Raw genomic sequence first — 14643 nt, 5'->3', positions numbered from 1 at the left:
CTTAGCTTAGCGACTGCCCAGCCCTTCAAACCAGCGCCCTAACAGCGACCTTTCAGCGTCGGTCATCTGTGTAGCGTTGCCAAGAGGCATCAGGTGGCTCACAACCGCCTGCTGGTAAATCTGCTGGGCGTGAGTTTCGGCCAATGGCTGAGTATCGAGGCGGAGGTTCTTCATTTGCACCTCGGCACCATGGCACTGGTAGCAGCGCTGCTCCAGTATGGGGCGAATGGTGGCATAGCTGACAGTCTCAGGTAATGCGGCCGCAGGTGGCAAGGGCGCCGGCCGCATCCAGACAATGAGGCCCACGAGCAGGGCAACCCCTATCGCGGCGTACGGCCACGGGTGAGCAGCCCGGCCATGGTGCCAACCGTGGCGTTGCACGAAAAACTGACGAATCAAGGCACCCGCCAGCATCATCAGCACCAGCACCAGCCAACGCTGGGGGTGGCTGTAGACGAAGCTGTAATGGTTGCTCAGCATCGCAAAGAGAACCGGCAGCGTGAAATAGGTGTTGTGCACGCTGCGTTGCTTGCCACGCTGGCCGTGAATGGCCAGTGCGCCAGCATCGTAAGGCTGGCCGCTGGTCATGGCCGCAACCACCTTGCGTTGCCCCGGAATGATCCAGAAGAACACATTGGCGCTCATGGCCGTCGCCAGCATGGCACCCACAATGAGGAATGCGGCGCGTCCGGCAAACAACTGGCAGGCCAGCCAGGACGCAAGACACACCACCACCAGAACCAGCCCCCCCACGATGCGCTCACCATTCGGTCGGAAACCAAAAGCACGACAAATGGTGTCATAGATGAGCCAAAACACCGCCAGGAACCCCAGCGCTGCCGTGCCAGCGGCCACGGGCGACCAGTCCATGATCTGCCGGTCGATCAGGTAGACATTGGCGTTCCAGAGATACAGCGCCACAAATAGCCCAAAGCCGGACAGCCACGTGCTGTAGCTTTCCCAGTAAAACCAGTGCAACTTGCTGTCAATGATGCCGCCTTGCGGCGCGACCATGTACTTCTGTGGGTTGTAAAACCCACCGCCATGGACGGCCCACATGGCGCCGTTCACTCCCTTTTTCTTCAAGTCGGGGGCGGTGGGCGCCAGCAGATTGTTGTCAAGAAAGACAAAGTAAAACGACGAACCTATCCAGGCGACCGCCACGATCACGTGCAGCCAACGCACCAGCAAGTTGGCCCAATCAAGTAGATAAGCTTCCATGGTTTTCCGATGTGAGCCTGCCACCGCGGGCGCTGCAAGCTTTGAGAGAGATCGCGCATCGGGAGCCGGCCTCTTGCTATTGCAATAGCACCGGTTCGCTGGGCACCGCTGCGATCCGGTACAAAGTGTATACAAAAGAAGGTGTATTCATCACGATGGAGACAACACTTTGGTGCCATTGATCTTCACTTTATTGGCACTACATGCTGTTCTACGCCAGCAATCAGCGACAATAGAGGGTTTTGATCCACCCCCCAACTCAAAGGAAACAAATCATGGGCAATAAAATTGTCACCGAAGCAGACCGCAAGGCTACTCCTCCGCTGCCCGGCGCTTTCGTCGCCAAGCAGTCCGTCGGCCAGCGCAAGAGCCTGGAGCGCGGCTCACACACCCGCAGCAAGAAAAACCCCGGTAAGCGCCCTCATCAAGGCTGATAAGGCTGATCAAGGCCAAGATCAAACCATTGAAACTGCTGCTCCAAAAGCAGCGTTTCAAAGGCTGCTGATCAGTTTCAACGCCGTGGCGGACTCAGGTCTGTTCACGGCGTATTTGCGTCGAGCTCAGATCGGGCGCCCGGCCTCAGCACTTGCATTAATTGCGCAGCCACCGCAAGCGCCACGACTGGAGGCGCTTTGCCAGTAATTCCAGGCAAGCCGATGGGGCATGTCACTGCGGCCAGTTCATCAGCCCCGAAACCGCGCTCCATGAGGCGGCGCTGAAATACAGCCCATTTGGTCTGGCTTCCTATAAGACCTATGTAGCCCAGATCACAGAACGCACGTTGCCGCATCAGGCAGGCCGCCAAAATATCGAGATCTTCGGCATGGCTGAAACTCATGATGAGGATGCTGCTGCCCGGCTTCAGTCCAGCCACCGCAGCCTGCACCGGATCGGAGTGCTCGCAGCGAACATTACCAGGCACCTGAAGCGGAAAAATCTCATCTCGGCTGTCGATCCAGCTGACCTCCACGGGCAGATCGGCGAACAATTTGATCAGTGCCTTGCCAACGTGGCCACCACCAAACAAGGCAATCGGGGCGCCTGTCTCGGCCAGCCTTTCGACCAGCATGGGCATGTCATTCGCACCCACCTGCTCGAAACGTAGATGCACGACGCCGCCGCAGCATTGGCCGAGACTGGGACCCAATGGGTAGCGTCGCTCATGCGGAGCGGACTCCGACGCCTCGGAAAGGATCTCCCGTGCATGCGCACTGGCCTGCCACTCCAGTTGGCCGCCGCCAATACTTCCAACGACCTCTTCCGCAAAAACAGCCATCCACGCGCCGACCTCACGCGGCGCAGAACCATGCACTTCACACACAGTGACCAACACCGCCGGCTGTTGAGCCAGCCGACTCAAAAAAATTTCAAGAGCCACGATATGTTGAATAGCTCCAGGGACTGACGAGCAAGGGAACGTGGTAATGCGCGGCAGGATCGGCCACGCCGAAATCGAGATGCACCTGATCTAGAAACGGCGGCTCCGGTAGCGTGACGCCCATTGCACGAAAATAATTCGCGACATCGAAACTGAGACGATAAGTGCCCGCTCGCAAATTGGCATTGTCGAGCACCGGTCCGTCGGGATGGCGACCATCCAGGTTCAGCAGCCAACGTTTGACGAGTGTGGACACTTCCCCATGTGTTTCATAAAGCGCCACCTGCATGCCGGCTGCGGGCCGGCCGTGCGTGGTGTCCAAAACGTGCGTACTGAGGCCCATTGCATTCTCGGCGCCGTGTTGAAAGCGCCGGCTCCATTAAAATTTACCGAAGGAAAGTGTATACACATTCCTTCACATAGCAGCCTAGCTGCGGTTTGAACACGTTCTTGGTCAAATTCGCGGCTTTGAGAACTCTCCATGCGCAACCCCATCTACGACAGCACTGCCCACTACCCACGCGACCTGGCCGGTTACGGCCAGGATATTCCGCACGCAAGGTGGCCCGGAAATGCCCGCATTGCCGTGCAATTCGTGCTCAACTATGAAGAAGGCGGTGAGAACAGCGTGCTGCACGGAGACCCGGCAAGCGAGCAGTTTCTCAGCGAAATGTTCAACCCGGCTGCGTATCCAGATCGTCACCTTTCGATGGAAGGCATTTACGAGTACGGTTCACGGGCGGGCGTCTGGCGTATTCTGCGCGAGTTTGATGCGCGGGGGCTGCCTCTTACCATCTTCGGTGTGGCCACCGCACTGGCCCGGCATCCCAAAATAGTAGAGACATTCCTGCAGCGTGGAGACGAGATTGCCTGCCATGGCCTGAAGTGGATCCACTACCAGGGGGTTGATGAAAGCACCGAGCGCGCCCATATGGCCGAAGCGCTGGCCATGATTGAGCAACTCACTGGCGAGCGCCCTCTGGGCTGGTACACGGGGCGCGACAGCCCCAATACGCGCCGCCTGGTGGCCGATGATGGACGCCTGACCTACGACAGCGACTACTATGGCGACGACCTCCCTTTCTGGATGAAGGTGCGCCGCACCGATGGCGAGGTGGTGCCACACCTCGTGGTGCCCTACACCCTCGATTGCAACGACATGCGTTTCGCCCTGCCTCAGGGGTACAGCCATGCCGACCCCTTCTTTCAGTACATGAAGGACACCTTTGATGCCCTTTATGCCGAGGGAGACCCGAAGGGCCTGGATCGACCCAAGATGATGAGCATAGGCATGCACTGCCGCCTGCTCGGGAGGCCGGGCCGCATTACCGCGCTGCAGCGTTTCCTGGATCATATTTCCCGACATGAGGATGTCTGGGTATGTCGGCGCATCGACATTGCCCGGCACTGGCAAGCAGTGCACCCCTTCCAGGATTGAAGACCATGGCATACACCTTGGAGTTTCTCAACGCCGCCTCCCCTGGCGAAGCCGCGCAAATGCTCGACGGCCTCTACGAACATTCACCCTGGATAGCGGCCAAGGCACTGGAGCAGCGCCCCTTCAAATCACTCGCGCACCTCAAACACATCCTGGCGCAGGTGCTGCAAGACGGCGGGAAAGATGCCCAACTGGCGCTGATTCGCGCCCACCCGGAACTCGCGGGCAAAGCCATGGTCAGCAAGTCTCTGACAGCCGAATCCTCCAATGAGCAAACCAAGGCAGGCTTGACCGAACGCTCGCCCGAAGAGTTCGCTCGCATCCAGCAGCTAAACGCCGACTACAACGCCAAGTTTGGTTTCCCATTCATACTGGCGGTTCGTGGCCCGCGCGGCACGGGCCTCACGAAGTCGCAAATTATCGATACATTCGCGCGGCGGCTGAGCAATCACCCGGACTTCGAAATGGCCGAGGCCGTGCGCAATATTCACCGAATTGCCGAAATACGTTTGGCGGACAAGTTCAAGGCCGAGCCAACTTTAGGCAACGAAGTCTGGGACTGGCATGAGGAGCTCGCACAGTACAGCGACCCCGGCTTTTCCGAGCAGGGCCAACTCACGGTGACCTACCTGACAGATGCGCATCGCGCCTGCGCCGAAATGATCGCGGAGCGCATGCGCAACGCTGGTTTCGACGAAGTCACCCACGACGCGGTAGGCAACGTGGTCGGTATCTACAAGGCCGCACCAAACGTGCAAGACCCGAAGACGCTCATGACCGGCAGCCATTACGACACCGTGCGCAACGGCGGGAAGTATGACGGACGCCTGGGTATTTTCGTGCCTATAGCCTGCGTCCAGGAGTTGCGTCGCACAGGTGCACGCCTGCCCTTCAATCTCGAGGTAGTGGCCTTCTCCGAAGAAGAGGGACAACGTTTCCGAGCCACTTTCCTGGGCTCTGGCGCTTTGATCGGCGACTTTCGCCAGGAATGGCTAGATCAGACAGACGCAGAAGGTGTGACCTTGCGAAAGGCCATGCAAAGCGCTGGTTTGGCCATTGACGACATCCATGCACTCAAGCGCGATCCGTCGGGCTATCTCGGGTTTGTCGAGGTGCACATTGAGCAAGGGCCGGTGCTCAACGAACTGAATCTGCCGCTCGGGGTGGTAACGTCCATTAACGGCAGTCTCCGCTACGTGGGGGAATTTGTGGGCCAGGCCAGCCATGCCGGCACCACGCCTATGGATCGGCGGCGAGATGCAGCCTGCGCGGCTGCGGAACTAGCCCTTTACCTTGAGGAACGCGCCGCCCAGGACGGTGATTCAGTCGCCACCATGGGAATGCTCCAGGTTCCAGACGGCTCCATCAACGTGGTGCCTGGGCGATGCACGTTCACCCTGGATCTGCGTGCCCCTCTCGATGCCAAGCGCGACGCACTGGCCGCCGACGTTCTGGCCAAACTGGAAGATATTGCCGTGAGAAGAGGCGTCTCCTGCTCGCTCAAGGAAACCTTGCGAGCCAGTGCCGCTCCCAGCGACCCTGCATGGCAGGCGCGCTGGGAGGCTGCGGTAAATTCACTTGGGCTACCGGTGTTTCGCATGAACAGCGGTGCCGGCCACGACGCGATGAAGTTACACGAGATCATGCCCCAGGCCATGCTGTTCGTGCGCGGGGAAAACGCCGGCATCAGCCACAACCCGCTTGAATCCACCCACGCAGACGACATAGAACTGGCGGTGCGCGCCATGCAGCACCTGCTGCAGCACATTGACCTCTCTTAAGAGCAATCCGGACAAGACATGCCTTCCCTCTACGACCAAATCGACACCTGGATCGACCAGCATTTCGATGAACAAGTGCGCTTTGTGCAGGCACTGGTGCGGGTGCCCACGGATACGCCCCCCGGAGACAACGCCCCGCACGCCGAGAAAACGGCCGAACTGCTGCAAGCTTTCGGGTTCGACGCGGAAAAGCACCCGGTTCCCGAGGAGCTTCTGCGTGAATACGGTATGCAGTCCATCACCAACCTGATCGTGCGACGTGCGTATGGAAAGTCAGGCCCCACGATCGCCCTGAACGCGCATGGAGATGTGGTGCCGCCTGGCGAAGGCTGGACACACGAACCCTACGGTGCCGAGATATCCGAGGGCAAACTTTATGGCCGCGCCGCCGCCGTCAGCAAGTGCGACTTTGGCACTTTCACCTTCGCCGTTCGGGCAATAGAAGCCGTCGCACGCCCCCAGCGCGGGGCGATTGAACTGCACTTTACCTACGATGAAGAGTTTGGCGGCGAATACGGGCCAGGTTGGCTGCTCTCGCAAGGCCTGACCAAGCCAGACCTCATGATGGCCGCCGGCTTCAGCTATGAAGTCGTCACTGCACACAACGGCTGCCTGCAAATGGAAGTGACCGTACAGGGAAAAATGGCCCATGCGGCAGTCCCGTCAACGGGGATCGATGCACTGCAAGGGGCAGTGGCGATCATGAACGCACTTTTCGCGGAGAACCAGCGCTACGGCCAGATCACCTCTCGCGTTCCAGGCATCACCCACCCCTACCTCAATATAGGCCGCATCGAAGGCGGCACCAACACTAACGTGGTCCCTGGGAAGATCGTCTTCAAACTCGATCGCCGCATGATCCCCGAGGAAAACCCGGCAGAGGTGGAAGCGCACATCCGCAGCGTGATCGCAGAAGCTGCCAAGGGCTTTAACATAGGCCGGGCAGATGAAGGCATATCTGTGGAGATCAAGCGTTTGCTTCTTGCAAACGCCATGACGCCCCTGCCCGGCAACGCGACAATGGTCGAAGCGCTGCAAAGACACGGTGAAGCCATTCTTGGCGAGAAACCTCCGGCGGTGGGCACGCCGCTCTACACCGATGTACGCCTCTATGTAGAACGCGGCATTCCGGGGGTCATCTACGGCGCGGGTCCGCGCACCGTGCTGGAAAGCCACGCCAAGCGTGCCGATGAAAGACTGGATCTGGAAGATCTGCGCCGTGCCACGAAGGTTGTGGCCCGATCGCTGTGCGATCTTCTGGCAGCTGCCACATAAGCACTGACTCAGAAAGCACCAAGAATCAGACCTCCAGCCACTCCTTGCGCACGCCGGCATCGCCACGCAACTCACTGGGCGTGCCTTCAAACACGATCGCGCCGTGCCCCATGACCAGGACGCGGTCAGAGATGCTCATGGCAATGGCCAGTTTCTGCTCAATGAGCAACACTGAGACACCGCGCGCCTTCAGTTGGTTCAGGTATTCGCCCACCAGCTGAACGAACATGGGCGCCAATCCCTCGGTGGGCTCGTCAATGATGATCAACTCGGGGTCGCCCATCAGCGTACGGCAGAGGGTCAGCATCTGCTGTTCACCCCCAGAAAGCACGCCCGCCCGGGTATGCCGCCGGACCTCGAGGGGAGGAAACATGCGGTACATATCGTCAAAGGTCCAGCGCCCTCCCCTGCGCGAGCCCTTCTGGCCGAGCAACAAGTTTTCGTGGACCGTCAGGTGCGCGAAAACATCTCTGCTTTCCGGAACATAGCCCACGCCGAGGTGGGCGATCTGGAATGGTTTCATGCCCAGAATTTCGCGCCCCTGCCACCGGATGGAGCCTTCGGCATGGACCATCCCCATGATCGCTTTGGCAGTGGTTGACCGACCGGAGCCATTGCGCCCCAATAGGGCAACGATCTCCCCCTGCCCAATCTGCAGATGCACCCCGTGCAGCACATGGCTCTTACCGTAATATCCGTGAAGATCAGACACCCGCAGCACGCTCACACCCCCTCGTTCGAGCCAAGGTAGGCACTCTGCACTGCCGCGTTGCGACGCACAGCTTCAGGCGTATCGAAGGCGAGTATCTGCCCCTCGACCAGAACGGCGATTCTGTCGGCAATCTCAAAAACCACCCCCATGTCGTGCTCCACCAGAAGCAAGGTCTTTCCCTGGGTCACTTCCCGAATCAGGTCAACGAACAGCGCGGTTTCACTGCGATTCATACCAGCGGTAGGCTCATCCAGCAGGATCACGTTTGCGCCTCCGGCAATCGTGATGCCAACCTCCAGTGCGCGGCCTTCTGCGTAGCCGAGATTGGTGCCTAGCGTGTCACGCTTGCCCTCCAAATGAATCATGCGCATGAGCTCTTCGGCACGCTCGTTCGCATCTTTCAAGCTGGATAGGAATCGCAGGAAGGAGTAGCGATATCCGAGGCTCCACAAGACTGCGCAGCGCAAGTTGTCGAAAACGCTCAACTGGGGAAAGATGTTGGTGATCTGAAAGCTGCGCGAAAGGCCAAGCCTGTTGATCTCGAAAGGCTTCTTCCCATCCACTCGCTCACCGTTCAACAGCACTTGCCCGCTGCTCGGAGCGAAACGCCCGCTGATGATGTTGAACAGCGTGGATTTTCCTGCGCCGTTGGGGCCGATGACGGCCACCCTCTCGCCTGGTCTCGCGCCCAACTGAACGCCCCGCAGTATCTCGGTCTTGCCAAAATTTTTTCTCAGATCTTTGAGCTCAAGCGCGAAGCTCATTCCCGAGCCCCAGGTGTGGTCGTGCCTCGCTCCATGGCCTCCTGGATACTGGCCCACTGGCGCGCCGCACTGCGCCGAGCCCATTCGAAGAGGGCTGCACCCACGCACGCCGTAGCCAGCCCCGCGAACCAATGCCACGGATTACGGGTGTCCCAACTCATCTGGAGAAAGCGAAGCTCCTCGCCCATGCCGTCCAGCTGTGTGTGATAGATCATCTCGATCAGCACCGATGTGCCCCCCAGGAGCGCACAGGTGGCGAAGGCCAGCGCCAAATAACGAGGCAGCAGTTCGCGCAACCGGCCAGATGAAGCCACTCGTGCGTTCATCATGATGAGGCTAGCAATGCCTCCGGGGGCAAATAACACCATAAGCATGAAAATCAAACCAAGATAAAGCAGCCATGCCTTGGTTAGTCCGCTAAATAGCACAACTGCCAACACCATCAGTACGGCACCGATGATCGGCCCGAAAAAGTATGTCGTGCCGCCGACAAATGTGAACAGCAAGTACGCCCCCGATCGGGAAGCACTCACGACCTCGGCCGTCACGACCTCGAAATTCAGCGCCGCGAGCCCTCCTGCAATGCCGGCGAAGAACCCGGCAGCCATGAACGTGAGATACCGTATGCGTCGTGAGTCGTAGCCCAAAAACTCGACCCGCTCCGAGTTGTCGCGCACCGCATTCAGCATGCGCCCAAGCGGCGTCAGAGTAAAGGCGTACATCGCTGCAACGCAAATAAGTGTATAGGCGGCGATCAGGTAGTACACCTGCCGAGGCGGGCCAAACGAGATGCCCAGAAACGGCTTACCCACCACGCGGTTGCCAGATATGCCGCCTTCACCGCCGAAGAACTCCGGCACCATGAGTGCCAGAGAATATGCCAGTTCACCTACACCCAGTGTGATCATCGCGAAGGTGGTGCCCGCCTTCTTGGTGCTCACGAACCCAAGCAGCGCAGCAATTAGAAGTCCCGCCAGTCCGCCCAACAGGGGAACCAGGGAAACCGGCATGAACAGCTTGCCGGCGCTCACCAGATTGAGTGCATGAATGGCCAGAAACGAACCAAACCCTGAGTAGACCGCATGTCCGAAGCTCAACATGCCGCCTTGCCCCAGTAACATGTTGTAGGACAGGCAGGCGATGATCGCAATGCCGATCTGACTCAAGACCGTGATTGAAAGACTGCTTGAAAACACCAGCGGCGCCACCAGTAGCAACAGCGCGAACCCGCCCCAGATGAACCAACGGCGCTGTGACGCGAGCCGGGCGCGCGACAAAGGCTGCACAGCTTACCCCTCCCGAGACCCCAGGAGGCCCCTGGGACGAAATACCAGCATCAAAACCAGCAGCAGGTAAGGCAGGATTGGTGCCACTTGAGAAACCGTCAGTTTCACCAGCGAATGTGCCTGTACCTCGGGACTTAAGAAAACACCCCCTTGCGTGAGCAGAGAACCCAGGGAATGGTCAAACGTCACGGCGAAGGTCTGCAGCAGACCGATCAAGATCGACGCCAGAAACGCGCCACCCAGAGAACCCAGGCCACCCACCACTACCACGACGAAGATGATGGAACCCACCGATCCGGCCATGGAGGGCTCGGTCAGAAAAGTGCTGCCGCCAATCACCCCCGCGAGGCCTGCCAGCGCCGAACCCGCGCCAAAGACCAGCATGAACACACGCGGCACGTTATGCCCCAACGCCTCGACCATGCCGGGGTGCGTCAACGCCGCCTGAATAATCAAACCCATCCGCGTACGGGTGATGAGCAGCCATATTCCCAGCAGCATCACCACTGCAGTCAGCATCATGAAACCGCGCGCAGCCGGAAATGGGGAGCAAGCCACACGAACGCCGGCATCCAACACACCACAGACGCCAGGCTGCGCCTGACCCAAGACAATGCCGAGACCATCCACGGAATGGTTGATCAAGGTGAAAGCGGGGCCTCTCAGCGCCTGCGGCGGCTGGAAATCCATGGCCAGTCGGCCCCACACCAGCTGAACAAGTTCAAGAATCACGTAAGAGAGCCCGAACGTAATCAGGAGTTCAGGCACATGCCCGTGTTTGTAGACCTTGCGCAATGCCAGCCGCTCAAAAAGCGCACCCAGTGCACCGGTAGCCAAGGGTGCCAGCACCAGGGCTGGCCAAAAACCGACGTACCGGGAAATTGTGTAGCCGAGGTACGCCCCCAGCATGTAAAAGCTGGCGTGGGCGAAATTCAGCACCCCCATCATGCTGAAAATGAGAGTCAGGCCGGAACTGAGCATGAACAGCAGCAAGCCGTAGCTCAGCCCGTTGAGCGTTGAAATGACTAAAAGCTCCATGCGTCGAGTAGAAGCCGGGAAAATCCCATTGATTCAACCCTGAGACGATTGAGGGCCGGATCAATAGTGATCAAACGCCTGGCAGCTTGTAATCCCTGAGTTCCTCGCGCAAGCGCGTCTTGAGCATCTTGCCCGTAGCTCCGAGCGGAATCGCATCCACGAACACCACATCGTCTGGAATCTGCCACTTGGCAACCTTGCCCTCGTAGAACGCGAGCAATTCTTCGCGCGTCACCTCCGCGCCGGGCTTTCTGACCACCGCCACAATCGGACGTTCGTCCCACTTTGGATGCGGCATGCCGATACAGGCGGCCATGGCTATGCCGGGGTGGCCCATGGCCACGTTTTCGATGTCGATGGAACTGATCCACTCACCCCCGGACTTGATCACGTCTTTGCTGCGATCGGTGATCTGCATGAAGCCGTCTGCGTCGATGGTGGCCACATCTCCCGTGGGGAACCAGCCATCGACGAGCGGGCTGTTGCCTTCCATTTTGTAGTAGGTGTCCAGGATCCAGGGACCCTTGACATACAGATCCCCGTAGGTCTTGCCGTCCCACGGAAGCTCCGTGCCGTTGTCGCCAACGATTTTCATGTCTACCCCGTAGAGACCGCGCCCCTGCTTGAGCCGGAGCTTCATTTTTTCGTCTTCCGGCAGATCGCGGTGCTTTTCCTTAAGCGTGCAGACCGTGCCGAGAGGGCTCATTTCCGTCATGCCCCAGGCATGCAGTACGTCTACACCGTAGCTTTCGCGGAACGTGGAAATCATGGCCGGCGGGCAGGCGGAGCCGCCAATGACCGTGCGCTTGAGCGTTGAAAAACGCAGCTTGTTCGGCCCTACGTAGCCCAGGAGCATCTGCCACACTGTAGGAACGCCCGCAGCAAAAGTCACTCTTTCCGATTCCATCAATTCGTACACCGATTTTCCGTCAAGCGCCGGACCGGGTAACACCAGCTTGCAGCCAACCATGGCTGCGGCATACGGCAGGCCCCATGCATTAACGTGGAACATCGGCACCACGGGCAGGGCCGAATCACTCGCAGACAGGCCCATGGCATCTGGTAAAGCTGCGGCATAGGCGTGCAAAACCGAGGAACGATGGCTGTAGAGCGCGGCCTTCGGATTGCCGGTGGTGCCGCTGGTGTAGCACATGCTCGACGCGGTGTTTTCGTCAAACACGGGCCATGTGTAGTCCGTGGACTGAGCTCCAATCCAGGCCTCGTAGCTAAGCAGATTCGAGATGCCGGTGTCCTTGGGTAGCTTGTCTGCGTCGCACAAGGCCACCCAGTGCTTGACGCCCGGGCAGTGGGTATGGATGCCCTGGATGATAGGAAGGAAGCTGGTGTCGAAACACACCACCTGATCTTCGCCATGGTTGACGATCCACGCGATCTGCTCGGGGATCAGGCGCGGATTGATGGTGTGGAGCACCCGGGCAGACCCGCTCACACCGAAATAGAGTTCGAGATGCCTGTAACCGTTCCAGGCCAGTGTGCCCACGCGTTCCGAGGCCTTGAGCCCGAGCGCATCCAGGCCGTTGGCCACTTGCTTGGCGCGCATCTGCACGTCAGCCCAAGTGTAATGATGAACATCTCCCTCGACGCGCCGCGAGACCACCTGACCATCACCATGATGGCGAGCGGCGTGGTCAACTAGAGTGGAAATCAGAAGCGGATGGTTTTGCATCTGGCCAAGCATCAAGAGGTCTCCTGGAAAATTGCGTTTTCAAACACCTCATTTGTACCACTCTCGCGGACCGATTGAAGCTGAGGTTGGTCAACTTTCGCATCCAGGTTATTCCGTTACGGTGACAATGGCACCATGCACGATGTCCTGCAGCGCGAGCGCGAAATTTTTGATTTGGGCCTGACCTGGCGGCACAGGTTCAGCGAATTGGGGCCGGCTTTCTACACGCCGCTTTCACCCATGGCGGTACGGGATCCGTATTGGGTTGCACGCAGCCAGTCCATGGCGCGCGAGTTGGGGCTGGAGGAAGACTGGTGGCGTAGCCAGGCAGCCCTGGAAGCCTTTTCCGGCAGCCGTCCACTGGCTGGAAGCATGCCTTTGGCCACCGTGTACAGCGGGCACCAGTTTGGAGTCTGGGCGGGGCAACTCGGTGATGGTCGCGCTATCCTTCTTGGCGAGGTCGAAGCGCCCGATGGCCGCTCGATCGAGCTGCAATTCAAGGGCAGCGGCCTGACACCCTACTCCCGCATGGGCGACGGTCGTGCCGTGCTGCGCTCCTCCATACGCGAGTTTCTTTGCAGCGAAGCCATGCATGCACTTGGCATTCCTACCACTCGCGCATTGTGTGTCACGGGTTCAGACCAGCCCGTACGCCGCGAAACGATTGAAACGGCGGCAGTGGTCACCCGTACCGCACCAAGCTTCATCCGCTTTGGTCATTTTGAGCATTTCAGCCATGGTAAGCACCCTGACGAGTTGAGGGTTCTGACCGACTATGTCATCGACCGCTTCTACCCCGAGTGCCGACATGCGGCCAATCCTGCCGCAGCGCTGCTGGCGGCCGTGACCAGCCGCACCGCGTCGCTGCTGGCGGATTGGCAGGCTATAGGTTTCTGCCATGGAGTCATGAATACCGACAACATGAGCATCTTGGGCCTGACCATAGATTACGGCCCCTTCCAGTTCATGGACGGCTTCGACCCGAACCACATCTGCAACCATTCCGACACCAGCGGGCGCTACGCCTACAAGCGGCAGCCTCAAGTGGCGTACTGGAATCTGTTCGCGCTGGGGCAAGCCTTGCTGCCACTCATCGGCGAGCCTGAAGATGCCATGGCCGCCCTGGAGCCATACAAAGCCCTGTTTCCAGCCGAGTTGGACCAGCGGATGGCGGCCAAGCTAGGATTTGCGCAGGCCAGCGAAGGCACCCGTTCGCTCGTCGGGGAGATCCTGGCCCTGATGGCCACCGAGCGCACCGACTACTCCATTTTCTGGCGCCGGTGGGCGCGCCACGTGGCCGGGGAGCCTGCTGATGTAGTGCGAGAATTGTTCCTGGACCACGGAGCAATCGACCGTTGCCTGCTGCAATTCCGGGAACTAGCCACGTACGAAGGGCGCCACCCCTACGACGGCTCGCTGGCGTTGGCAAGCAGCCCTTCGATTGTCTTGAGAAATCATCTGGCCGAACAAGCCATCGCGCTTGCGAACCAGAAGGATTTCAGCATGGTCCAGCAACTCCTGCAAGTGCTGGGCAAACCCTTCGAAGAACACGCAGAATACGCCACCTGGGCCGGCTTTCCGCCGGACTGGGCTTCCTCCATTCAGATCAGTTGCTCATCATGACCCACCCTGTCAATAAAACCGACGCCGAATGGCGCGCCCTGCTCCAGGAAAAAGGCGCAGAACCCGTTGCCTTCGAAGTGACACGCCACGCCGCCACGGAACGCCCATTCACGGGCAAGTACGAAAGACACTGGGCCGATGGCAGCTATCACTGCATTTGCTGTGGCGTCAAGCTGTTCGAATCAGACACCAAGTTTGATGCAGGCTGCGGTTGGCCCAGTTTTTCACAGGCTATTGAGGGCGCGATAGAAGAACGGCGCGATACGAGCCTCGGCATGGTTCGCGTAGAAACCGTGTGCGCCAACTGCGGCGCGCATCTGGGCCACGTGTTCCCGGACGGTCCCGCGCCCACCGGCCTGCGCTATTGCATGAACTCCGCGTCGCTAGATTTCACGGCCGACTGAACTGGCCTCAGTCACCCTCCCCAAAAACCCCCCAAC

Annotated in this window: 14 protein-coding genes; 6 read left to right on the top strand and 8 right to left on the bottom strand. The window is 59.3% G+C overall.

Translation table 11 applies throughout. From position 1 onward, the window contains the following. Positions 1-6 precede the first annotated feature (6 nt). On the bottom strand, positions 7-1221 hold the full coding sequence (locus AAAK34_RS11950) for a urate hydroxylase PuuD (protein ID WP_231693241.1): 1215 nt from the start codon (positions 1219-1221) through the stop codon (positions 7-9). 275 nt (positions 1222-1496) lie between these two features. Between AAAK34_RS11950 and AAAK34_RS11945 the strand changes: the two genes are divergently transcribed. After that, entirely contained in the window at positions 1497-1655 is a 159-nt protein-coding gene (locus AAAK34_RS11945; protein ID WP_231693240.1) for a hypothetical protein, read from the top strand. A gap of 104 nt (positions 1656-1759) precedes the next feature. On the opposite strand, the gene xdhC is transcribed toward AAAK34_RS11945, so the two are convergent. Continuing rightward, a complete protein-coding gene (gene xdhC / locus AAAK34_RS11940; protein ID WP_431778019.1) occupies positions 1760-2602 on the bottom strand; it encodes a xanthine dehydrogenase accessory protein XdhC in 843 nt (280 codons plus the stop codon). Next, complete coding sequence (gene uraH / locus AAAK34_RS11935) at positions 2589-2942, bottom strand: hydroxyisourate hydrolase (protein ID WP_231693238.1); 354 nt, start codon at positions 2940-2942, stop codon at positions 2589-2591. The genes xdhC and uraH overlap by 14 nt, the downstream gene beginning before the upstream one ends. Before the next feature lie 138 nt (positions 2943-3080). Between uraH and puuE the strand changes: the two genes are divergently transcribed. Genes puuE through AAAK34_RS11920 form a run of 3 tightly spaced genes read left to right on the top strand, consistent with a single transcriptional unit; the run spans position 3081 to position 7093 of the window. Continuing rightward, positions 3081-4037, top strand: coding sequence for an allantoinase PuuE (gene puuE, locus AAAK34_RS11930; protein WP_231693237.1), 957 nt, complete (start codon positions 3081-3083; stop codon positions 4035-4037). A gap of 5 nt (positions 4038-4042) precedes the next feature. Continuing rightward, positions 4043-5818, top strand: a complete 1776-nt coding sequence (uraD, locus tag AAAK34_RS11925) for a 2-oxo-4-hydroxy-4-carboxy-5-ureidoimidazoline decarboxylase (RefSeq protein ID WP_231693236.1) — start codon at positions 4043-4045, stop codon at positions 5816-5818. Between the two features lie 18 nt (positions 5819-5836). Then, positions 5837-7093: a M20 family metallopeptidase gene (locus AAAK34_RS11920; protein WP_231693235.1), complete on the top strand. Its 1257-nt coding sequence runs from the start codon at positions 5837-5839 to the stop codon at positions 7091-7093. Between the two features lie 25 nt (positions 7094-7118). On the opposite strand, the gene AAAK34_RS11915 is transcribed toward AAAK34_RS11920, so the two are convergent. The 5 genes from AAAK34_RS11915 to AAAK34_RS11895 form a co-directional block, all read right to left on the bottom strand. Beyond that, complete coding sequence (locus tag AAAK34_RS11915) at positions 7119-7814, bottom strand: branched-chain amino acid ABC transporter ATP-binding protein (protein WP_231693356.1); 696 nt, start codon at positions 7812-7814, stop codon at positions 7119-7121. A 2-nt stretch (positions 7815-7816) separates the two neighbouring features. Next, positions 7817-8569, bottom strand: coding sequence for an ABC transporter ATP-binding protein (locus AAAK34_RS11910; RefSeq protein ID WP_231693234.1), 753 nt, complete (start codon positions 8567-8569; stop codon positions 7817-7819). After that, positions 8566-9855: a branched-chain amino acid ABC transporter permease gene (locus AAAK34_RS11905; RefSeq protein ID WP_231693233.1), complete on the bottom strand. Its 1290-nt coding sequence runs from the start codon at positions 9853-9855 to the stop codon at positions 8566-8568. Before AAAK34_RS11905 ends, AAAK34_RS11910 begins: the two co-directional genes overlap by 4 nt. A gap of 3 nt (positions 9856-9858) precedes the next feature. After that, on the bottom strand, positions 9859-10893 hold the full coding sequence (locus tag AAAK34_RS11900) for a branched-chain amino acid ABC transporter permease (protein WP_231693232.1): 1035 nt from the start codon (positions 10891-10893) through the stop codon (positions 9859-9861). Between the two features lie 70 nt (positions 10894-10963). After that, positions 10964-12592, bottom strand: coding sequence for a 3-(methylthio)propionyl-CoA ligase (locus tag AAAK34_RS11895; protein WP_231693231.1), 1629 nt, complete (start codon positions 12590-12592; stop codon positions 10964-10966). A gap of 123 nt (positions 12593-12715) precedes the next feature. On the opposite strand from AAAK34_RS11895, the gene AAAK34_RS11890 reads away from it, so the two are divergent. Together AAAK34_RS11890 and msrB are read left to right on the top strand one after the other, a co-directional pair. Next, positions 12716-14203 carry a protein adenylyltransferase SelO gene (locus AAAK34_RS11890; RefSeq protein ID WP_231693230.1) on the top strand — a complete coding sequence of 496 codons (1488 nt, stop codon included), beginning with the start codon at positions 12716-12718 and terminating at the stop codon, positions 14201-14203. Beyond that, positions 14200-14607, top strand: a complete 408-nt coding sequence (gene msrB / locus AAAK34_RS11885; RefSeq protein WP_231693229.1) for a peptide-methionine (R)-S-oxide reductase MsrB — start codon at positions 14200-14202, stop codon at positions 14605-14607. The genes AAAK34_RS11890 and msrB overlap by 4 nt, the downstream gene beginning before the upstream one ends. Positions 14608-14643: the final 36 nt, after the last annotated feature.

Origin of the sequence: Ottowia caeni (genome assembly GCF_050821495.1) — a bacterium.
Classification (GTDB): domain Bacteria; phylum Pseudomonadota; class Gammaproteobacteria; order Burkholderiales; family Burkholderiaceae_C; genus Ottowia; species Ottowia caeni.
This window is presented reverse-complemented; position numbering and strand designations above follow the sequence as displayed.